21 protein-coding genes are annotated in these 21,251 nt (G+C 58.2%); 5 read left to right on the top strand and 16 right to left on the bottom strand.

Annotated elements, in window-relative coordinates:
* The 16 genes from HZB23_10680 to HZB23_10605 all read right to left on the bottom strand — a co-directional run.
* Window positions 1-1,609, bottom strand: a 1,609-nt coding sequence (locus HZB23_10680; protein MBI5845120.1) for an Ig-like domain-containing protein, incomplete at its 3' end; no start/stop codon positions are given.
* Window positions 1,610-1,731: 122 nt separating this feature from the next.
* Window positions 1,732-2,268, bottom strand: a complete 537-nt coding sequence (locus tag HZB23_10675) for a hypothetical protein (GenBank protein ID MBI5845119.1) — start codon at window positions 2,266-2,268, stop codon at window positions 1,732-1,734.
* Between the two features lie 49 nt (window positions 2,269-2,317).
* A complete protein-coding gene (locus HZB23_10670) occupies window positions 2,318-2,467 on the bottom strand; it encodes a lmo0937 family membrane protein (GenBank protein ID MBI5845118.1) in 150 nt (49 codons plus the stop codon).
* A gap of 74 nt (window positions 2,468-2,541) precedes the next feature.
* Window positions 2,542-2,736, bottom strand: a complete 195-nt coding sequence (locus HZB23_10665; protein MBI5845117.1) for a CsbD family protein — start codon at window positions 2,734-2,736, stop codon at window positions 2,542-2,544.
* A gap of 18 nt (window positions 2,737-2,754) precedes the next feature.
* Window positions 2,755-3,876, bottom strand: a complete 1,122-nt coding sequence (locus tag HZB23_10660; GenBank protein ID MBI5845116.1) for an OmpA family protein — start codon at window positions 3,874-3,876, stop codon at window positions 2,755-2,757.
* Window positions 3,877-3,919: 43 nt separating this feature from the next.
* Window positions 3,920-4,285, bottom strand: a complete 366-nt coding sequence (locus HZB23_10655) for a DUF4398 domain-containing protein (protein ID MBI5845115.1) — start codon at window positions 4,283-4,285, stop codon at window positions 3,920-3,922.
* A 24-nt stretch (window positions 4,286-4,309) separates the two neighbouring features.
* Window positions 4,310-4,711, bottom strand: coding sequence for a DUF3568 family protein (locus tag HZB23_10650; GenBank protein ID MBI5845114.1), 402 nt, complete (start codon window positions 4,709-4,711; stop codon window positions 4,310-4,312).
* An 82-nt stretch (window positions 4,712-4,793) separates the two neighbouring features.
* Window positions 4,794-5,099: a hypothetical protein gene (locus HZB23_10645; GenBank protein MBI5845113.1), complete on the bottom strand. Its 306-nt coding sequence runs from the start codon at window positions 5,097-5,099 to the stop codon at window positions 4,794-4,796.
* A 301-nt stretch (window positions 5,100-5,400) separates the two neighbouring features.
* Window positions 5,401-6,819 carry a sigma-54-dependent Fis family transcriptional regulator gene (locus HZB23_10640; GenBank protein MBI5845112.1) on the bottom strand — a complete coding sequence of 473 codons (1,419 nt, stop codon included), beginning with the start codon at window positions 6,817-6,819 and terminating at the stop codon, window positions 5,401-5,403.
* Between the two features lie 517 nt (window positions 6,820-7,336).
* Window positions 7,337-7,636 carry a circadian clock protein KaiB gene (locus HZB23_10635; GenBank protein ID MBI5845111.1) on the bottom strand — a complete coding sequence of 100 codons (300 nt, stop codon included), beginning with the start codon at window positions 7,634-7,636 and terminating at the stop codon, window positions 7,337-7,339.
* The gene (kaiC, locus tag HZB23_10630) at window positions 7,633-9,402 is read right to left on the bottom strand and encodes a circadian clock protein KaiC (GenBank protein MBI5845110.1); all 1,770 of its coding nucleotides are present in this window, start codon (window positions 9,400-9,402) and stop codon (window positions 7,633-7,635) included. The genes HZB23_10635 and kaiC overlap by 4 nt, the downstream gene beginning before the upstream one ends.
* A gap of 398 nt (window positions 9,403-9,800) precedes the next feature.
* Complete coding sequence (locus tag HZB23_10625) at window positions 9,801-10,598, bottom strand: M48 family metallopeptidase (GenBank protein ID MBI5845109.1); 798 nt, start codon at window positions 10,596-10,598, stop codon at window positions 9,801-9,803.
* Entirely contained in the window at window positions 10,583-11,020 is a 438-nt protein-coding gene (locus HZB23_10620) for a heavy metal-binding domain-containing protein (GenBank protein ID MBI5845108.1), read from the bottom strand. Before HZB23_10620 ends, HZB23_10625 begins: the two co-directional genes overlap by 16 nt.
* A 50-nt stretch (window positions 11,021-11,070) precedes the next feature.
* A complete protein-coding gene (locus HZB23_10615) occupies window positions 11,071-11,385 on the bottom strand; it encodes a YbjQ family protein (GenBank protein ID MBI5845107.1) in 315 nt (104 codons plus the stop codon).
* Entirely contained in the window at window positions 11,382-11,615 is a 234-nt protein-coding gene (locus tag HZB23_10610; protein ID MBI5845106.1) for a hypothetical protein, read from the bottom strand. Before HZB23_10610 ends, HZB23_10615 begins: the two co-directional genes overlap by 4 nt.
* A gap of 226 nt (window positions 11,616-11,841) precedes the next feature.
* On the bottom strand, window positions 11,842-13,491 hold the full coding sequence (locus HZB23_10605) for an amidohydrolase family protein (protein MBI5845105.1): 1,650 nt from the start codon (window positions 13,489-13,491) through the stop codon (window positions 11,842-11,844).
* A gap of 446 nt (window positions 13,492-13,937) precedes the next feature.
* Between HZB23_10605 and HZB23_10600 the strand changes: the two genes are divergently transcribed.
* The 5 genes from HZB23_10600 to HZB23_10580 all read left to right on the top strand — a co-directional run bounded on the left by HZB23_10600 (window position 13,938) and on the right by HZB23_10580 (window position 21,243).
* Entirely contained in the window at window positions 13,938-14,771 is an 834-nt protein-coding gene (locus HZB23_10600) for a lysophospholipase (protein MBI5845104.1), read from the top strand.
* 189 nt (window positions 14,772-14,960) lie between these two features.
* Window positions 14,961-16,310, top strand: coding sequence for a HEAT repeat domain-containing protein (locus HZB23_10595; protein ID MBI5845103.1), 1,350 nt, complete (start codon window positions 14,961-14,963; stop codon window positions 16,308-16,310).
* A gap of 234 nt (window positions 16,311-16,544) precedes the next feature.
* On the top strand, window positions 16,545-18,974 hold the full coding sequence (gyrA, locus tag HZB23_10590; protein ID MBI5845102.1) for a DNA gyrase subunit A: 2,430 nt from the start codon (window positions 16,545-16,547) through the stop codon (window positions 18,972-18,974).
* Window positions 18,975-18,984: 10 nt separating this feature from the next.
* Complete coding sequence (locus HZB23_10585; GenBank protein MBI5845101.1) at window positions 18,985-20,232, top strand: NAD(P)-dependent glycerol-3-phosphate dehydrogenase; 1,248 nt, start codon at window positions 18,985-18,987, stop codon at window positions 20,230-20,232.
* Between the two features lie 87 nt (window positions 20,233-20,319).
* Window positions 20,320-21,243, top strand: coding sequence for a tetratricopeptide repeat protein (locus HZB23_10580; GenBank protein MBI5845100.1), 924 nt, complete (start codon window positions 20,320-20,322; stop codon window positions 21,241-21,243).
* The last annotated feature ends 8 nt before the right edge of the window (window positions 21,244-21,251 follow it).

The following is a 21,251-nucleotide window of genomic DNA, read 5'->3' as shown; positions in this document are numbered from 1 at the left end:
GGGTGGTGTCAGGCGCGGCTCCCGTGGTGAAGCTCCAGACGTAATTGTTCAGGAGCGAATTCCCTGCCAGGTCCTTGGCCCCGGTTGTGATGGTGGCGGTATAGACGGTGCTGTTTATAAGCGGGACCGAAGGCGTAAACGTGGCGGTCAGGCCCACGTAAACCACCGTGCCTGTAACAGGAGTCAGGCCGTTGAACAGGGTGAAAGTGGCGGTGCTGATGGTGATGGGGGCCATTGCCTCGCTGAATGTGGCGCTGACCGCAGTGTTGATCAAAACCCCGGTTTCAAGATTTGCGGGGCTGACAAAGGTCACCGTGGGGCGGGTGGTGTCAGGCGCGGCTCCCGTGGTGAAGCTCCAGACGTAATTGTTCAAGAGGGTGTTGCCTGCCAGATCAGAGGCTCCATTGGTGATGGTGGCAGTATAGACGGTGTTGTGCAAAAGGGGCGCTGACGGGGTAAAAGTGGCGGTCAGGCCCACGTAAACCACCGTGCTCAAAACCCCGGTTTCAAGATTTGCGGGGCTGACAAAGGTCACCGTGGGGCGGGTGGTGTCAGGCGCGGCTCCCGTGGTGAAGGCCCAGACGTAATTGTTCAAAAGGGTGTTGCCTGCCAGGTCTGCGGCGGTGTTGGTGATTGTCGCCGTATAGACGGTGTTGTGCAAAAGGGGCGCTGAAGGCGTAAAAGTCGCGGTCAGGCCCACGTATATGACCGTTCCGGCAATGGGCGTTACGCCATTATGCAAAGTGAAGGTCGCGGTGCTGATGGTGCCGGGGGTCATTGCCTCGCTGAATGTGGCGTTGACCGCAGTGTTGATAAGGACCCCGGTTTCAAGATTTGCGGGGCTGACAAAGGTCACCGTGGGGCGGGTGGTGTCAGGCGCGGCTCCCGTGGTGAAGGTCCAGACGTAGTTGTTCAAAAGGGTGTTGCCTGCAAGGTCTGCTGCGGCGTTGGTGACGGTGGCCGTATAGACGGTGTTGTGCAGGAGCGGAATTGAGGGTGAAAAAGTCGCGGTCAGCCCCACATAGATCACCGTGCCTGCAACCGGCGTTACACCGTTAAACAGGGTGAAGGTGGCTGTGCTGATTGTCGCGGGCGTCATTGCCTCGCTGAAGGTGGCGCTGACTGCCGTGTTGATGGGGACATTGGTTTCGAGATTGGCGGGCGTGACAAAGGTCACCATCGGACGGGTTGTGTCAGGCGCGATTCCCGTGGTGAAGCTCCAGACGTAATTATACTTAAGCCTGTTGCCTGCCGTGTCCTTGGCGTCGTTTGTGATGGTGGCCGTATAGAGGGTGCTGTGCAGCAAGGGATTGGCCGGAGTAAATGTGGCGCTTCGGCCCACATAGCTCACCGCGCCTGCAACCTGCACCCCGCCCCGATACAGGATAAACGTGGCGGCGCTGATGGTCGACGGGTTCATGTCCTTGCTGAAGGTGGCGGTGACCGCCGTATTGATTGGCACATTGATGGCAAGGTTGGCGGGACTGACAAATGTGACCATGGGTCGCACGCAGTCTTCGCAAACGTCATCCTGGCAATCGCATCCCATCATGAAAACGGACAGGACGGCTGCCATCGCCCAAATCGCACAGCCTTTTATGCTTTTCATTGTTGTCTCCTATTGTGGGAAAGGGCGGCTCTTTGGTCTTATGACGCTGCTTTGTGCCAAAATGTCCGACCTGCTTGCTGCATGTGTTTCTCAACTCCCGCGCCGGACGGGTTGCTGGCCTGTCAGGGCTCTATCTTGTCGCTCAGCCACTGGCGCGTGCTCTGAAAGGAATCCTTCAGGTCGCCGTAGGCCTTCCCGAAGCCGCCTTTCACGTCGTCCCAGGTGGATTCGGTGGCGTTCTCGGCCTGATCAAGATGCTTTTTGGTCTGAATCCATTGCCGGCGAACTTCGTCCAGCTTCTGCCGGGCATCGGCCTTTGCCGCACCGGTGGACTGGTCAGCCTTCCGGGAGAGCCGGTCCAACTCCTGTTCCATAACGGCCAGTTCATTTTTCATCGCGGCGATAAAATCAGCCTTCTTTGCGAAGGAGTAATCCTCTACCGCCTGGGCCGCCTCTTTTGTTTCGGTTTTGGCGTCGTCGAGTTGCGCCTCAGCAATTTCGTCCTGCTGCCGCATAACTGCTGCATCGTTTGCCTGCTGCTGCACAACCGCTGCTTCGCTTGCCTGCTGCTCTTCAGCAGCTTTCTCCGCCGCCGGTTTGCAGCCGACAGCAAGGGATAGAGCGATGAGAATCGTAATAATCAGCTTTGCGTGTCTCATGTTCGTTTTTCTTTCACTTATGCGTTTCGCCATCAGCCGGCGTTGATTTTCAGGTTATCCGGCGTCCCTGGATGACTCTGATGAGGACGACTACAACGGCGACCACGAGGAGGATGTGAACGAATCCGCCCATCGTGTAGGAAGTTACCAATCCGAGCGCCCACAGAACCAATAAGATGACGGCTACCATCCACAACATGAGGATGCTCCTTTCCGGCCTGAAGGCGGTCCGAAAGCGCTGAATGCTTCCGGGCCGCCCAAGCAGGTTGAACGCTATTTGAGGTGAATCTTGTCGAGCTTGGCCTTGATGGCTTCCTTGGTGTCGCCGAACTTTTCCTGGATGACGCCGTAGAGCTTGTCCACGGAGCCGTCGGCCTTCATGATGTCATCGTCGGTCAACTCGCCCCAGACCTTCTTCGCTGATCCCTTGATCTGGTCCCACTTGCCTTTAACCTGGTCTTTGTTCATGTGTTTTGACTTTCCGGTTTATTTGTTGGAGGCCTGGTCGCGCTGGATGACTATTTCCACACGGCGGTTGTTGGCGCGGCCTTCGGCGCTTTCGTTACTGGCTACGGGGTGCGCCTCGCCAAGCCCGTTGGCCTGGATGCGATCGGCGCGGTAGCCCCTGTTGACCAGATAGCTGCGAACCGCGTCCGCCCGGCGCTGCGACAGATCGATATTGTAGCTGTCGGTTCCCCGTGAATCCGCGTATCCTTCGATGATGAGGTTGCGCTCGGGGGTTGTGAGCAGAACGTCAGTCACCTTGTTGAGCCTCGCCTGGGCGGATTTCAGCAGGACTGACTGGTCGGATGCGAAAAGCACGCTCCCGGAAAGGGTGATGACGATTCCCCTGGGCTCTTCCTTTACTGCCGCCAAACTGGCAAGGGCAGCCTGGGATTCGGCTGCGCGTTTGTCGGCTGCGGCCCGCGCCGCCTGTTCGGCGGCAAGCTGCTCTGCCGCAACTTTTCCGCGCTGATCCGATGCGGCCTTGGCAGCAACTGCGTCGGCAGTCTGCTTGTCGGCTGCGGCCCTGGACGCCTGCTCGGAGGCAGCGCGCGCAGCCTTTTCCGCTGCAAGCTGCTCCGCCGACATCTCAACGCTGGCCCTGGAAGCCGCAAGCGCTGCCTGTGCGTCAGCGGTCTGCTGATCGGCTGCGGTCCGCGCATCCTGTTCGGAGTAGAGCCGCTCCTGGATCAATGCGCCGCTGCTCTCCGAAACGGCAAGGGCTTCGCGCGACCTGCTCAGGTCGTCCTTGGTGTCGGCTATGATATTGCCCTGGGCGGTCTGGTAATCCTTCCCGGCCTGGGCCTGGCTTCTTTGCTCCACGACGATGGCGGCTCTGGCTTCGGCAAGCTCCGACTTGCGCTGGGCCGCGTAGGCAAGATCGCGCGTCAGATAGGAATCGGAATCCTTTTTGAAGGATTGTTCCGCAAGGGCCAGGGCCTGTTTCGCCGTGTGCAGTTCGGCAGGCGCGGTCTGGGCCGCCGGACCGGTGCTTGCGTGCAGGTACGCCTGGCGGGCGTTGACAAGCTCATTCGGGGCGGTGGCCGCGCAGCCGCCCAAAAGTCCGGCCGCTGCCGCGACGATTAAAATACTTTTGATTTTCATGGGTTATTCCCTTTCTTTTCGTCTGTTCCGGATGTTTCAGAGCTTACCTGTTGTCGTTCCTGAGTTTGTGAACGCGCTCGATTGCCGCATGAGCCTCGGCCCTTTCGGCGTCCTCGTTGGAGAGAGCGATGGCAAGCTCTGCGTCGGCTTCCGCCCGGATCAGCATGGACTCGGCCTTCTCCTTGTCGCCTTTCGCCGCCAGCACCCTGGCCTGTTCAAGCTCTTCCTTTGCAAGCTGCAAGTGAAGCGAGGCTTTCGGCACGCTTGCGGCCCCAACCTCTTCGGCGGCGCGGATGCCCGAGGTGGACGCCTCCGTGGCTAAGGGCGCGCTTGCGCATCCCGCAGTGATTGCCACGGCCATTGCGGCCAGCGCGAACACCATGATTTTCAGCCTGGATACCTGTCTCATTGAATCCTCCTTTTAAAAGCCAGGTTAAACCTTGAGGTTTTCCCTGATATAATTATGGATCGTTTCCGCCTGATCCTTGTCCCAAACGCCCACGAGCCCTACGCGGACCCCGATTTCGGTCTGGTTCACGTCCATCCTCTGGACCCTTATGGTCACTTCGGTGTTATCGGATTTTTTGTACCGCATGATGGTCTTGATGCTGTCCCGTTCAATGCCGGTTTCGATCAGATTCAGGGTATTTGCGGTTTTTTTGGTGGCCATGATGGCCTTGTCCATGGGCACGCCATAGCTGCGCTGAAGCTCTCCCTGCGCGTAAGCGTACACTCCCGCTCCCGCCGCACCGCCAGCTACCATCAGCCCGCATCCCCAGAGCCCGGCCACCAGGAACAGGGCCGCTCCCAGCATTATCAATCGTTTCGTTCTCATGACGCTTCCCTCCTTCAGAAATGCCCCGTTCAGAAAATCCGAACGCTTTTTGGTGCAGACGGATTGCGCCTTCATTCCGTCCCTATGTTCCTCTTCCTGTTTCATTGTTCTCCACAAGAACCCTGTAATCGGTAATGCGAATCATCCATCGCCCGGATTTGGGCTTTCTCAGAAATCCTTTGACCGCCAGCAGAGCCCGAAGATGGCCGAAGAGTTCATCGCCCTTGGCATCGTGTTCAATTTCAAAATCAAGCTCCTGGTCGCTTGACAGCAGAAGCGAAGTAATCCTGAAAAGGGCATCCAATTCACCCGGCACAACCACTCCGTTTAGGAAAACCTCTTCCCCTCTTAATCCTGCTTCCAAGATTTGATTGATGTTTTGGTTCATATAATTTTCCTTGTCTGAATACCTTACCTTACACATTTCATGCCAGAGCATAAATATTTGATATTTATATAAATTTATAAAAATTTTTTTCGGCGGAGAACTGCCGGGTCCGATATTAGAGCGCACAGTGGCGTCAAAGGGGCGTCAAAGGACAAGGCCGGGAGATGGGCATGATGGCCCAAAGGGAAATGCGATTAATGGAACATGCCGGAAACAATGAAGAATGATTTTGATTTGAAGCGAGGAAGAAAGGGTGGGGGCTAAAACGGAACTGGCAGTACCGAAAAAATATTTTCAGGCTTTAAAGTTCCGATTTTTGCCTGGCGATATTCCGGGAGGCGTCTTTATAATCATTTTTTTCTATTTTATATTTGGTCAACAGTTTGTGCATCTGCCTTACTCCCACTCCTGCGGCCACTGCTGAGACATCAATTTTCCCCTTGTGCTCCGCCAGAAGCTGCTTGATGTACTGGCGCTCGACGCTTTCAATGGCATCCTGGCGCACATCCGCCAGGGTCATTGCGGTGTTCAAGTGAACCTGCGCCGTGCTGCCGCCTGAAAAAATCTCGGCGGGAAAGCTCTCCGGTGTGAGTTCGCGGGACTGCTCAACAATATGGGCTCGCTCTATAAGGTTTTCAAGCTCGCGGATGTTGCCGGGCCAGGGATAACTGCGAAAGGCCTTCAATACGCTCGGATGAACCGAAAGAATGTTCTTGTTGTTTATAAGATTGCACTTCGCCAGAAATTTTTGAACCAGAAGGGGAATGTCCTCGACTCTTTCACGGAGCGGGGGAACCTCGATGGGAAAGACGTTTAAGCGATAAAACAGGTCCTCGCGGAAAGAGCCTTCTTTTATGGCGGCCATAAGGTCCGTGTTGGAAGCGGCGATAACCCGCCCATCCGCCTTTATCGCCGTTTCGCCGCTCACGCGGGAAAAAATTTTTTCCTGCAATACCTGCAAAAGCTTTATCTGGACCGACTGGGTGACGGTTCCGATCTCGTCCAGAAAGATGGTGCCGCCCTGGGCGATTTCGAACTTGCCCAGTTTTCTCATTATCGCGCCTGTGAAAGCGCCTTTTTCGTGGCCGAACAGTTCGCTTTCGATAAGGGAATCGGGAATCGCCCCGCAGTGAACGCTTATGAACTGCTTGTCGCTCCGGCGGCTGTGGCGGTGGATGAGCCTTGCAATGACCCCCTTGCCGGTTCCGGTCTCGCCGGTAAGCAGCACCGTGGTAAGGGTGGGGGCAACCGACCGGACCTGATCGAAGACCTTTTGCATCAAAGGGTTTTTGGTGCGGACAATGGAACGGGACTCCTCCTTCCAGAAGTGCTCGCGGAGATACTCAAGCTCCGATTGCGTTCGAACAGCCTTCGCAGCGTTATCGATAACCTGGGTGGCCCCGGCGATGGACTCTTGGACGAGGTCGCTGGTGCTCAGCAAATCATCCTCGGCCTGGCGCATCTGAAGCAGTATCACCTCACGTTCGCCGACAACCGCGTCCGCCTGGCCCTTGCGCAGTGTTTCTATTATCTCCATCGATTGTTTGAACATCTCGGTGTTGCGCAGTAACTCATTTTCGGCCTGGCGCATTCGAAGCAGGATGATTTCATGTTCGCCTATAACCGCGTCCGTCTGGCCCTGGCGGAGCGCATCGAGGATATCGTTGGCCTTCTTAAGCTGGCCAACCAGTTCCTGATAACTTGGTATGTCGGTTTCCATGAAGCGCTCTTTCTATTACGGGGCGCAAGAATTGATTCTATTTTATGGATGGCAGCTTCCGTCACCCCGGCGCATGCCGGGGTCCAGAAAAAGGCTGCAAAAAGCAAAAAACTGGATTCCGGCCTACGCCGGAATGACGGAGTTGGGTCACTACCTTCTTGAAAAAATGGAACTAAATAACGCTCCAAGTAATAAGCAATTGTGGCTCTAAACTATTCTCAGCTTATGGCTCTATTGGAAGGGCGAAGAGTGCCAAGACCGTCACCCCGGCGAAGGCCGGGGTCCAGAAAAAGCCTGCAAGCCCCAAAAGACTGGATTCCGGCCTACGCCGGAATGACGGAGTGGGGGGCTTTTCTGGTTTCGTTTTGCCTGCATTAAAAAGCTGAAAATAATTCATAGCCACGTAAGCAATTGTTGGGTGAACCCTCGCCTTTCTGCTCGGAACCACCCAACCTACGCGAGGTTTTGCAATTGCCTCGACAGACAGGCTTCATATCAAGCCGTTTCCAGCTGGCTGTTATGGCCGCAGCACGTGCATCAGTTTCTTGGAGTCGCTCAGGTTTCCGAATATGGTGACTGTCGGGTCCGGCGCGACCTTTATGAGAGTGGGGGTAATGATGATGTTGTTCTTAAAGGCGATCTCCATGTTCTGGAACACGTCTATGATCTCGATGGAGTGGCGGCCAGGGAGGTGCTCCTGGCACAGACGCCTTAAGTTTTCCCCGGCCAGCACGGAGTTGAGCTCCTGCCCGGCCACGAACAAAATGAACTTGAAAGGCTCGCAGGCTGTCGCCGGGGAATTCTTGGAGGGCTTCATGGCTTTTTTTCCTCCTTTGGCAACGGGGAGGTTTTCGGCTTGCGTCCCGCCCTGCCCAAATCCGTGCCGCGCAGGGTGGACCGGGTTTGGCGGCCTTCCTTGTGCATGTCCTCTTCGGCCTTTAAAGCTTCCAGATCAAGCTCGCTCCGCAATATCTCGGTCTCAAGGGCAAGGTTGCTTGACTTGCTGGCGGCCTTCTTCGCCGCGAGCTCGGCTTCCTTTTCCCTGATGGCCCGCTGCCTTCGGGAAACGGAAATGCGCTCCTTCATCTCCTGCTCCTGGCGGGCCGAGCCGGTGAGGACTCCGCCTTCGCCCGCGTAAACGTCTGCGATGCTGAAGCCTTCGCCGGTGATCACGAATTCGCGGTACTGGTTGGAATGCCGGCGTCCGCGGGCCTTGACCACGAGCATCATCCGGTTCATCTCTCCGCCGATGTCAATGTAGCGTAAGGATATGACGGTGTCGGCGAGGGAGGAAATATTGATTCCGCTGATTTCAGACATGCCGCCCAGCCCTTCGAGCTGTGCGGTGAAAAAGGCTGTAATGCCAAGTTCCTTGAAGATGGAGACCAGGCGTATGGCAAAATCGAAGGCGGTCTGCTCCGAGCCCATGCGATGGGAAGAGGAAATGGCGTCCACCACAATGTGGTCGGGCTTGAATTGTTCCACTGCCTGAAGGATGTGATAGAGATGGACATTGACCCCGGATGATTCGGGCATTACGGACAGAATTTTCAACCGGCCCGATTTGATGGCGGGCGTAAGGTCTATGCCGGGGCTTAACATGCAGTCTATCAGGGCATCGGCCGATTCCTCGAAAGATATATATAGAACCCGCTCCTTGCGGTCGCATGCCGCCTTTGAGAATGCGCAGGCGATGGTGGTCTTGCCCGTGCCGGGCGAGCCGGAGATCAGAATGCACGAGCCCCGGCGGATCGGGCCTCCCAAAATCTCGTCCATCCCTGGGTGTCCGATGGAGACTGTGCCGGTTTGAGCGCGATAATCGAGGCTGGTGGAGGACAGGGGGGTGAATTTCACGCCGTCGTCAATGATTATGAAGGGGTTTTCGTTGCTGCCGAAGTCCGAGCCACGGTATTTGACCACCAGAAGGAGCCGGTTGGTGATGCGGTCTTCAATCCTCTGTTCGAGGTTTATCACGCAGTCCGCCATGTAGTGAAGGAATTCGTAATGGCAGGCTGAGTGGTTGTCCTCATGCATTTTGGCGGTGATGATGGAGGCTACCCTTAGGCTGCCCAGCCAGTCGTGAAGGGCGTAGAGTTCGTCCTGCTCGCGGTAGGGGTCGCGGTAGATGCGCAGGAGAACGTCCAGGGCGTCCAGGGCCAGGCGCTTGGCGTTTATCTGCCGGGCCTTTCCGGCGATGATGGAAAGGAGGCCGGAGATGTTGAAATCTCCGGCGTTCACCGCCTCCCGTGGCAGGCGGGCCTCCAAGATGAACAGCTTGCCGGAGCGCTCCAGCGCGGCCAAATCCCAGCCCAGGGTGGCGGCGTTCTCACGCACCATGTCCGCGCGCTCCTCGAAGGTCACGAAAATACCCGGCTCGCCCATAAGCGCGCCCCGGTAAAGAAACTCAAGGGCCAGTACGCTCTTGCCCGTTCCCGGCCCGCCGCAAAGGAGCGTGGCCCGGCCCGCAGGCAGGCCCCCCTTCAGCACACTGTCCAGGCCGTGGATGCCGGTTGCGACCTTTTTAAGCTGGGCGGAAGAGCTGCCGCCATTGACCGTCAATGGCTTTTTAATATTTTCGGACACCTGAATGCTCCTTTTTCCAAGCTGGCATGACCTCCGGGCGTCTCCTGGCAGCAGAGAGCATCCCGTCATTTTTTGTCGCAAGCGGATATTCTTAAATTGTTTGCTTAATGTATTATATAGTACTTATTTTCAGCGAAATTGAACGTCGGGCTTTTGTCATTTTTGCAGGTGCCGTTGGTTTGGGTTAAAGTGGCGAAAGGGGCGTATATTTGCTCAAGGCGTCGCCAAGAGTAATTCAAATATTTCTCCGTTAACCCTTATAATACTTTTTCTGCAAAAATTAATCAAGCCTCTTTTCATCCAGACATTTGCGGATGTGGCCCTCACGGAAAAAACACCATCGCTTGCCCATCATTTTACCGAAACATGTTGCGCCTTGAGGCGGGGCATCGCGGGTCCTAACTTGATTTCAGGCGGTCGATTTCCTCGCGGATGTATTTGAGGCGGGTTTCTGGGTGGGGATGGGTGGCGAAGTAGTAGGCCAGCTTCCCGGCCCGTTCGTCTTCGGCCAGGCGCCGCATGGCCTCGGTTGCGCCGTCGGTGGTGCCCAGGCTTCGGCGCAGCAGCCGCACGGAGAACAGGTCCGCCGCCCGTTCCTGGGCCTGGGAGAACCTGTTCTCCGCGTTTCCGACCCCCTGCATCACGAATCGAGCGCTTCCGTCCGACCCGGACACGGCTACGGCAAAGACCATGGCCACGAGGCCGCGTCCAAGGGCGCGCAGGTGGTCGCGGGCGTGGAAGTGGCCCAACTCGTGGGCCAGCACGAATGACAGCTCCGCGTCCCGCGCCACCTCGTTCACCAGTCCCGAAAAAACCACGATTCGTCCGCCGGGCAGCGCCAGGGCGTTCACCTGCTCGTTTTCCACCACCCAGGCCCGGTACGAAAGGCGGCGATCCTCCGCCGGAAGGCCCGGAACCAGCTTGTTCAGCAGGCTCTGCAACCGGGCCGATTCTGTCGGCAGGGAGCCTTCCTCCCACCCGCCGTCGAAAACCTCGCCCATCTTCTTTTCCAGGGACACTGGCACGCGTGGGGCCAGAAGGCCCGCAACCAGGCCCAAAAACACGTACGCGACCACCACCGCGAAAACAATTTCCGCGCTCAGGATGAAAAACCGCTTGAGCGGTGATTCCCTTGTAACGTTGACGTTTTCGGTGATGGGCTTTGGAACGTAGGGCGCTCTCATTTTTTGAGCCATACGGCCGTGCCGTAGGCCAGGGCCTCCAGGCACGCGGTGCGGTTTTTTTTGTTGATTTTGCTGCCTATCTGCGAGGTCTCGATGCGCACGTTAACGAACTCGTCCGCGTCAGCCGCGCTTTCCATCATCCGAAGAACGGCCTCGCGCCGGGCGCGGTCCATGAGGGACTCGTAGGCGCTGACCCGGCCTCCCACCAGATTCTGAAGCCCGGAGAGAATCCGCTTGAAGTAATCCACCGAAATCACGGCGCTGCCGGTCACGAGGTTAGCCCGGACAACGTCGGCGGGGGATTCCGGGGGATCGTCAACCGTGGTCACGGGCGTTCCACGGGTGGTCGCCTCCCGCTCCTCCAGTCTTCTGAAGTGCCGCTTCTCGACAGTCGAGCCCACCCCGTAGCCCAGGAGCATAAGGAAAACGAACATGATGATGGGGACCAGGTTGGCGATAAGTTCAAAATTATCCATACCGCCTCCTATTCCACGCGCACCGCAGTGCCGTACACATAGAGTTCCGCCGCTCCCTGGGCGACCGACGAGGTGGAAAAACGCACGTTGACCACGGCGTTCGCCCCAAGTGCCTTGGCCTGCTCCACCATGCGGTTCGTGGATTCGGTGCGGGACTCGTTCAAAAGTTCCGTGTAACCCTTGAGTTCCCCGCCAACGAGGTTCTTGAACGAGGCGGCGATGTCCCTGCCCACGTGCTTGGCCCGGACGGTGCTGCCCGCGACGAGTCCGTAGTGTTCCACGATGGTTTTGCCCGGCACGGTCTGCAGATTGGTGAGAATCATGGTTGAACGCTCTCCTTTGGTTGGTTGTGTCGTCCCTGCGCGAATCGATTAAGTCCGTGGCCCCCAATAACACTATAGCGGCTTGAATAAAATCCCGGATAGAACGGCTGATAAAAAACAATCAGCACCAAGGCGCTGTTTTTAAAGCGCAAAAGGCTCTGTCCGGCGAGGATTTCAACGGGGTGCAAATTTCGGGTCTGCGCCCCGAAATTTGCCTTGTGATCCCCCACGGGGCTTGCTCCGCGCAAGCCGCCCGGAAGGCGTACTGTCTTTGTTTACTTGATATTATCTGTTTACTACCTGCAAATTTGCCGTGTCAATCCAAATTAATCCCGGCCTGATCCAGCCAGGCTCAGCCAAAAACAAAACGGCCCTCCCCTGGCTTTGAGCCGGGGAGGGCCGTTAAATTACGACATTGAACCGAGCAATATGCAGATCGGAAAGTCGGGCCCTTTTTCAGGTAAGGCCGAAGTCGCCGGGGGCCATCTCGTAGGGCGCAAAAGCCGGAAAACCTTGCGGGGATCGGAACCGCGCTTCGTCGTCGATTTTTTCCGTGGCGGAACGCCTTGCGCTTTCGGCCCGCACAAAAACGGGCTTTCCGTCCTTCCAGACGGAGCGGGGGGAGCGGCAGGCTGAGACGTTTTCCAGGGGGTTTTCGTCCAGCACAACGAAATCTGCGTATTTGCCGGGTTCGAGCGCGCCTATGCGGTCTTCCGCGCCCATGATTACCGCGTTCTGCCAGGTGGCGGCGAAAATGGCCTCACGGTGGGTGAAGCCCGCCCTTACGAGGGCTTCCAGCTCCCTGTAAATGGAGCCGAAATAGCTTAGGGGCATTCCGGCGTCCATTCCGCAGCCTATTCTGACCCCCGCCTCCCTTAGCTTCTGAAGGTTCGGATAACCCACCAGAAGGGCCCTGAAAAAGATTTCCGGGTTGGGGAGAAACCTGTTTTTTCCCGGCAGCTTTTCCCAGGCCGTGGTGCGGTAGGCTTTAAGCCGTTTCATGTTCATGGCGTGTATGGCCGGGTCGCAGTGCTCCGGGGGGACATTTTTAAGATACCGCCTTCGTATGGCAAGCTCCCTTTCCACAAAGTCGTTTCTGAACATGCCCGGCAGGGCCTCGTAGGCCTCCTCCATCAGATAGGTGTTTCCAAGGCTCGCAGTGGGGACAACCGAGATGCCCTTTTTAAGGATCGTTTCAACATCCGAGTCCTCAAAAAGCTCGTCGGAAACCACGTGCTCCAGCGAGTGCAGCGGGTAATCGAAAAGACGCCTCATGCCCTTGCGGCTCATGCAGTGGCAGGCCACCCCAAGCCCGGACTTGTCGGCGTAGTCGAAAATGCGCTTAAGATCGCGGTCCGTGTAGGCCGGGATGGCCGCCTTGCCGCAGAATATGGATTTTTCGTCAATGGTGATCTTGATGAAGGAGGCGTTTTTCGCGTTTTGTTCCAGGACCTTTTCCAGGTGCCCCCTTGATTCGTAGTCGGTCTTGAACTTGCCCATCACGAGGCTCGCCGGGCCCGCGAAGATGTTTATGGCCTTGGCCGGAACGTCCGGGTGGCCGCCCGCTATGTTCAAAAGCGCGTTGCAGTGGCGCACCCTGGGGCCCTTGAGGCTTCCGGCGGTCATTTCGGCCAGGAGGGCCTGCATTATGAGGGGGAAGGAGCCGGTGTCCCGGATGGCTGTGACGCCGCTACGGAGGCACCGGCGCATGTTGTCGCGGATCTGGCGGTAATGCCGCAGGGCGTCGCCGGGGGTGGGGCGGATGCCGAAGGTGGCGGGCATGGTGACGTGGCAGTGGGCGTCGATGAGGCCCGGCATGACGAATTTGCCGCCAAGGTCGATCTGACGGCAGGGGATGCCCGAACTCGCGCCCACAGGCTCCACCTGCCTTATCACGCCCTCCTGGATCACAAGAGATGCGTTTTTTCTCACCGTTCCACGGCGGGCGTCCACCAGGTGGCAGCCGGAAACCCTCGTGGCGTGGGCCGGATCGTTGAGTGCGGGAACCGGCGGCAGGGTTCGGTCTGCGGAAAATCCGTCAGCTGCGGTTGCCAGGGCCGCCGAAAACGCCATGCGAATGCCGTCGCTTATCCCTTTCAACGCCATGATGAAGCCTCCCCGGTGTTGTAAAACCTGTTGGCTGTCCAAAACGAAAAACAAGATTGCGCACACATGTAATTACATCTGAGAAAACATTTATCCGCATTTTTGTCCTGTGTCAAGGGAAATTGAGGGGGCCTATCGGGGCAAACGGAAGGAAAGGCGGAATTTAACATTTTTTTGTGAGGGCAGTTGCCCAATTACGTCATTCCGGCGTAGGCCGGAATCCAGTTTTTGCCTTTTGCAGCATTTTTCTGGACCCCGGCGCAACGCCTCGGTGACGAAGGCTACCTCTCCATAAAAAGAACTAATTCTTGCTCCCCGTAACAGCTTGGCACACTGTCCGAATCTGCCTGTTGAAAAATCGTGCGATGTGTGAAAAAATTGGACAGAACGAGGAAAAAGCTGCATAATTGAAAGATTCAATCATCCCTTAATCAGGAGCGAAAAAAATGAAACACGGGGAATCAGTCCTGTCCCGTCCGGGGCCCGTGGCCCTTTACATGCAGTGGTGGCTGCCGGAATCCGCCCCCAAGGCGAGCCTTGCCCTTGTTCACGGCCTGGGGGAGCATTCCGGGCGCTACGTCAACCTCGTGAAAACACTCACGGACCGGGGCATCGCGGTCTACGCCGCAGACAACCGGGGCTTCGGAAAAAGCTCCGGCAAGCGCGGCCACGTGATGAGCTGGCGGGAGTATTCGGACGATACGGCGGCCTTTCTGGGCCGCATCCGGGAGATCAAGGGGCCGGAACCCCTCTTTCTCATGGGGCATTCCATGGGCGGGCTGATCGTCCTGTCCAATCTTCTGGACTCCTCCCCAGGCGACCTCAAAGGCGTGATCCTCTCCGGCCCGGCCCTTTCCCAGGGCGCGGTCTCCCCGGTGCTACTCATGCTTGGGCGCATAGTCTCGAAAATCGTCCCGTCCTTTACCTTGAACACCAAGCTCGACTCCAAGGCCATCTCCCGCGACCCGGAAGTGGTGGCCGCCTACGAGTCCGATCCCCTGGTGCACTCCCTGGCCTCGGCCCGCATGGGAACCGAGATGGGAATAGCCATGGAAAGGGTGAAAAGCGAGGCCGGGCGGATCAAACAGCCTCTTCTCATCGTCCACGGCGGCGCGGACCGGCTGGTGGAGCCCCACACCTCCCGCGAGCTTCTGGAAGCCCTTGGAAGCGCGGACAAGACCCGGATCGAGTATCCGTCCTACTACCACGAGCCCCACAACGACCTTGACTGGCAAAAGCCGGTGGGGGACATTGCGGACTGGATGGAAAAACATATATAGCAGCCTGTCCAAAAACGCGAATCGCGGTGTCAGGCTTCACGGGCGGCGTGCTCACGTGCAAAAAGCACGCTCCGCCGCCGCCCGCTCGCCAACCTTCGCGCTTCATCGTTTTTAGGCAGGCTTCGTTCCAGCCTTTTTCAACGGGCTGTCAGGGCGGGCGGAGCAGGCGAAGGCCGGATTTTTGCCCGAATGTCATTTTTCAAAACGAAAGGCCCGCGAGTCATGGCCAAGACCAAGACCTTGTACGAGTACGCGAACGAATTGAATCCCCCCAAGTTCAAGGTATGGGTGACCCCCAAGATGCGCATCGAGGCGGCAAAGGCCCTGGGTCTTTCCAAGAAGCCGGAGGCCGCCGAGCCCCTTCTGATGGCCCTTCCCGACAAGGCCGTGCGCGATGCGGTTGTGGAGGCCCTGGCCAGCGTCGAAATTCCGGGCGAACACAAGGCTGCGGTGGCCAAGGGGCTTTTGAACTACATAAGGGAGCGGGAGAATGATTTCATAGCCTCCTATTTCGACAAGGAAAAGCATCCCGAACTGATGGCCCTGTGCCCGGAACAGAAGGGGCATCCCATTCTGTCCGAGCCTGAGAGCTACCTTGCGGGCGCGCTTTCCATGGTGCGCCAGCTTTCAAGCGAGAAGGCCAAGGCCATCGAAGACGCCCAGGCCCAGGGCCTTGAGCCCTACTCACGAAGAAAGTTCCGGTTCAATGCGGCGCTGTTGTCACGGCTGAACGTTTTTCTCCTTTCGCCTGATCTCGAAAACATCGACAAGACCATCTCCCTGGCCGAAAGCGTGGTGGCCAGGCTCACCGGCAAAAAGGCCGAGAGCTTCGCGCCCAAGGCATCCTCCTCGTCCACCCATAGCGCCACCGACGTTGCGGCCCTGACCGACTCTGCGGTGGCGGAATTCGTGGAAAAGGGGCTGGAGCGGCGTCACTCGGTGACAACCGCCATCCTGGACACCCCCAAGCTCCTTTACGCCACGGCCAAAAAGATAGAGGAGGACAACTCCCAGGTAAGCCACGAGGACGCCGCAAGAATGGCCGGGGACGGCATATCCATGGAGTGCCTCCACTGCGGGCCCCTGCAGAAGGCCCATCAGAAGCGCTTCCTGGAGGCCGTGTCAGCCGGGTACGCTTCGGACACGCCCCTGGAAAAGCTTAGTCTGGACCGGGGAAACGCCGGGGTTCTGGCCACCGGCCGCTGTCCCGGCTGCGACGACACCCCTGTAAAGGTGACCCTGGACCGCAACTGGATAATGATCCCGGAAAAGCCCTCGATGGGGACCGCCGAAATGAAGGCCCCCACCCCTGCCGAACAGTCCTCCTTCGACGTGGTCTATTCGGGCGAAATACTGGAAGGCCACGATCCCGCCGCAGTTCGCCAGAAGCTGGCGGCCCTTTTCAAGACCGACACGGCCAGGATCGAGGTCTTTTTCACCGGCGAGCCACGGGCCGTCAAAAAGGGCCTGGACAGGGCCTCAGCCGAAAAGCTCATGGAAGCCCTGGCCAAGATCGGGGCCAAGGCCCGCATGAGTTGAAAAAGCGAGTGAAGGCCGGGCTTCCCCTGGGGTGGCCCGGCCTTTTTTTTCAAACGCGCCCGCACGTGTTCAGCCAAGCCGCCCTCTCTTGTTCCTCTTGACGAAATCTCCCGGCTTTATTAAAGAATAAAGGTTAAAAAATATTTTCGGCGACCACAAAAACCCGTCGTCAAATACGTGGGCTTTTCGCTTGCGGCTTCCTGATTTCATCAATCCTTTTCTACGGATCAATTCATGAACGACCCATCCAGACTTGTTGACATCGCCATCGAAACCGAGATGAAGCGCTCGTATCTTGAGTATGCGATGAGCGTCATAATAGGCCGCGCCATTCCCGACGTGCGCGACGGCTTGAAGCCCGTGCACCGCCGGGTGCTTTTCGCCATGCAGGAACTTGGCAACGACTGGAACAAGCCCTACAAGAAATCCGCCCGCGTGGTGGGCGATGTCATAGGCAAGTACCATCCCCACGGCGACACCGCTGTTTACGACACCCTGGTCCGCATGGCCCAGGATTTTTCCATGCGCGCCCCCCTTGTGGACGGCCAGGGCAACTTCGGCTCGGTGGACGGCGACCCCCCTGCGGCCATGCGTTACACCGAAATACGGATGCAGAAGCTGGCCCATGAGATGATGGCCGATCTCGACAAGGAAACCGTTGAGTTCACGCCCAACTACGACGGCTCCATGACCGAGCCCTCGGTGCTTCCGGCGCGGGTTCCCAACCTTCTGGTTAACGGCTCCTCCGGCATCGCCGTGGGCATGGCCACCAACATCCCGCCCCATAACCTGAGCGAAATAGTGGACGCCTGCTGCGCCCTGATCGATGAGCCCGAAACGAGCGACCTTGACCTTTTGAAGCTGGTGCCCGGCCCGGATTTTCCCACCGGCGGCATCATCCACGGTCGCGCCGGAATAAGAAACGCCTATCTCACCGGGCGCGGCGGCCTGAAGGTCCGGGCGCGCATGATCGTGGAAAAGGACAAGAAGAGCGACAAGGAAACCCTGATCGTAACCGAGCTTCCCTTTCAGGTGAATAAATCCAGGGTGATAGAAAAGGTCGCCGAGCTTATACGCGACAAGGTGCTGGAAGGCATCTCCTTTGTGCGGGACGAGAGCGACCGCGACGGAATGCGCATCGCCATGCCCCTTAAAAAGGACGTGCCCTCGGCTGTTGTGGTGAACCAGCTTTACAAGCACACCCAGCTCGAACAGGGCTTCGGCGTCATCATGCTGGCCATCGTGGACGGCAGGCCGGAGGTGCTCACCCTAAAGGAGTGCCTCAGGCTTTTCATCACCCACCGCAAGGTTGTGGTGATAAACCGCACGCGTTACGAGCTTAAGAAGGCCGAGGAGCGCGCCCACATCTTGGAGGGCTTGAAAATCGCCCTCGATAACCTGGACGCCGTGGTGGCCCTGATCCGAAGGTCCGCAAGCCCCAAGGAGGCCCTGGAAGGGCTCATGGAGACCTTCGGGCTTTCCAAGATCCAGGCCCAGGCGATACTGGACATGCGGCTCCAGCGCCTCACCGGCCTTGAGCGCGAAAAGATTTTGGAGGAATACCGCGAGGTCATAAAGGCCATAGCCCGCTTTAACGAGATACTTGGAAGCGAGATCATCGTCCTTTCCATCGTGAAGGAGGAACTTCTCGCCATTAAAACCCAGTACGCCGACCCAAGGCGCACAGAGATCATCGACGAAACCAACCCCATCACCCTGGAAGACACCATCGTGGAAGAGGACATGGTGGTTACGGTGAGCCACCGGGGCTACATCAAAAGGAATCCGCTCTCCCTCTACCAGAGCCAGCGCCGGGGCGGCAAGGGCAAGCTCGGCATGGGCACCGGCGACGAGGATTTCGTCACAAGCCTTTTCGTGGCCTCCACCCACCATAATTTCCTTTTCATCACCAACAAGGGCAAGGCCTACTGCCGCAAGGTCTACGAAATCCCCAGCGCGGGCCGCACCTCCAAGGGAAAGGCCATAGTGAACTTCCTGGCCCTTGAGGAAGACGAGAAGCTGGCCACCGTGCTTCCGGTGCCCTCCTTCGAGCCGGGCCAGTTCGTGGTGACCACCACCCGCAAGGGCCTGGTGAAGAAGACCGACATCATGGACTACAGTAAAATCCGGGCCACCGGCATTATCGCCTTGAATCTCGCGGAGAACGACGAGCTCATCGCCGCCGCCATTTCGGACGGCACCCAGAACATCCTCTTGTCCACGGCGTCCGGAAAATCCATCCGCTTCCACGAGGCGGACGTGCGGGCCACTGGCCGCGTCTCCCAGGGGGTCATCGGAATAAGAATGGCCGACGAGGACACCCTGGTGGGCATGGAAGTCCTGGTCCACGGCAAGACCCTTTTCACCGCAACTCAGAACGGCTACGGCAAGCGCACCGAGCTTGACGAGTACCCCCTGCAGAAGCGCGGCGGCCAGGGCGTCATCACCATTAAAACCGGCGACCGCAACGGCCCGGTAATGGCCATACTGGTGGTGGACAACGACGACGACATCATGCTCATGACCGACAGGGGCAAGATCATCAGGATGCCCGTCACAGACCTTTCCGTCATAGGCCGCAACACCCTTGGGGTAAGGCTCATGGGCATGGAAGCGGGTGAGAGGGTCATAGGAGCGCAGCGACTGGCCGAAAAGGAGGAGTGACGTGAACAACCTGGAGTTGCCCGTTGCGGTTCTGGGAGGCGGAAGCTGGGGCACGGCCCTCGCCCGGCACCTGGCGGTCAACGGCTCTTCCGTCACCATCTGGGCGCGTGAGGAGGAAGTGGCCGGGGCCATCAACACCCTTCATGAGAACACCGTCTTCCTTCCGGGCTTTCCCCTTCCAAAAAACCTTGTGGCCACCACGGACCTAAAGTCCGCAGTGGCCGACAAGGCCCTCATAGTTATGGTGGTGCCCTCCGAATGGATGCGTGAAACCGCCAGGGCCGCGGCTCCCCATGTTTCAAAGGGCGCGGTTGTGGTCTCCTGCACCAAGGGCATCGAGGTGGGCACCCGCATGACCATGAGCGACATCCTGCGGGAGGAACTCACCACCGTAGACCCCAAAAACGTGTGCGCGCTCTCCGGCCCCAGCTTCGCCAAGGAGGTGGCCGCAGGTTTTCCCACGGTGGTCACGGTGGCGGCAAGCGATAAACTGGTGGCGGGCCAGGTTCAGAAAATCTTCGCGTCCCCCCTTTTCCGGGTCTACACCAACGACGACATGACGGGCGTGGAGCTGGCCGGGGCCGTGAAAAACGTCATGGCCATAGCCTCCGGCATCTGCGAGGGCTTAGGGCTTGGGGCCAACACCAGGGCGGCGGTCATAACGCGCGGCCTTGCCGAGCTTTCAAGGCTTGGGGCGGCCCTTGGGGCCAAGGAGCGCACCTTCGCGGGACTCGCCGGAGTGGGCGACATGGTGCTCACCTGCACCACGAGCCTTTCCCGCAACTACTCGGTGGGCGTAAGCCTTGGGAAGGGCGAGAAGCTGTCCGAAATCCTAGCCAAAACCCGTATGGTGGCCGAGGGCGTCAGAAACGCCCGGAGCGTCTATAACCTCTCGAAGTCCGTGGGCGTCGAAATGCCCATAGTGGACCAGGTTTACGCCATCCTGTACGAGGATCGGCCGCCCAAGGAGGCCATATTCGCCTTGATGACGCGTAAATTGAGGGATGGGGGGGGGGGGGGGGGGGGGGGGGGGGGGGGACTTTTTTGGACCATCTATAATTGTTCCCTCCCGCACCCCCTTCAAAAAACTTTAAGTTATTACAGCGCGCAATGTTTAGTTCTATTTTATGAAGAGGTAGCCCCGTCACCCCGGCGAAGGCCGGGGTCCAGAAAAACGGCCAACAAGGCAAAAAAGCTGGATTCCGGCCTTCGCCGGAATGACGAAATTGGGCAATTACCATCATGTAAATGGAACTAAACAATGATCCGACTAATTTGTGAAAACCAGATATCGGCGACACTGCTTCCTGCGGGAATGGATTCATAAATGAGACAGGGGACAGCGATGAAATCAAGGCTTATGGTTTCGGTTCTTGCTTGCCTTCTCCTGTGCTCATGCATGGGAGGGGCGGCCCCTGTTCAGAAGGCGAGGCATCTTTCGGACTCGGCCCGGCAGAACGTGGCGGGCCTGGAACAGTACCAGAGGGGATGCTGGAAAAGGGCGCTTGAAAACTTTTTCCACGCCCACGAACTTGCAGTGGCGGGCGATCAGGCCCATGAAACCGCAACCGCCCTCAATAACATCGGAAACGCCTACCGAATGCTGGGCGAGGCAGAAAGCGCCGCTGGCTTTTTTTCGGAGGCGGCGGGAATCTTTAGGGATGCCAAGGACCCGGAAGGAGAGCGGCAGGCCCTGTGCAACCGGGCTGCGGCCCTTATCGCCCTTTCGCGCTTCGATGAGGCCGGAAAAAGCCTGGAAGCGGCGGAAGCGGTAAAGGTGGAAGGCGGCTCGGTCTTCATCCCCCTTGCCGTCAACCGGGCCGTGCTTTCGCTGAAGAAGAAGGATTACGCCGAAGCCGAAAGGCTTTTCAACGCGGCCCTTGCGACGGAAGCCGGCGCAAAATCGGCGGGAGTGCGGCACGGAATGGGGGTGCTTTTGCTGGAAACCGGAAGGCCCGCCGATGCCGCTGCGCATTTCGAGGCGGCCCTTGACCTTGACCGGGCCGGGGGCTTCGCCGTCGGCATGGCCGACGACCTTAACAGGCTTGGCGCGGCCCTTCTTGGCGCGGGAAAAAAGGCGGATGCCGCAAAAACCTGGAAGCGGGCGCTTCTCATCTATAGCCTCACCGGGCGGAAAGAAGACGCCGCAAAGGTGCGTGAGCAGCTTGTTCCCCTTGCCGCTGAAACCGGCCTTGATCTCGACGTGACCGAGCTCTTCCGCGAGCGCTGGCTTGGCGGCGGGGCGTATGAAACGCCGTGCGGAAAATGAAAGGATAA

The sequence above is a fragment of the Deltaproteobacteria bacterium genome, from assembly GCA_016235345.1.
Taxonomy (GTDB): Bacteria; Desulfobacterota; Desulfobacteria; order Desulfobacterales; family Desulfatibacillaceae; genus JACRLG01.
This window is presented reverse-complemented; position numbering and strand designations above follow the sequence as displayed.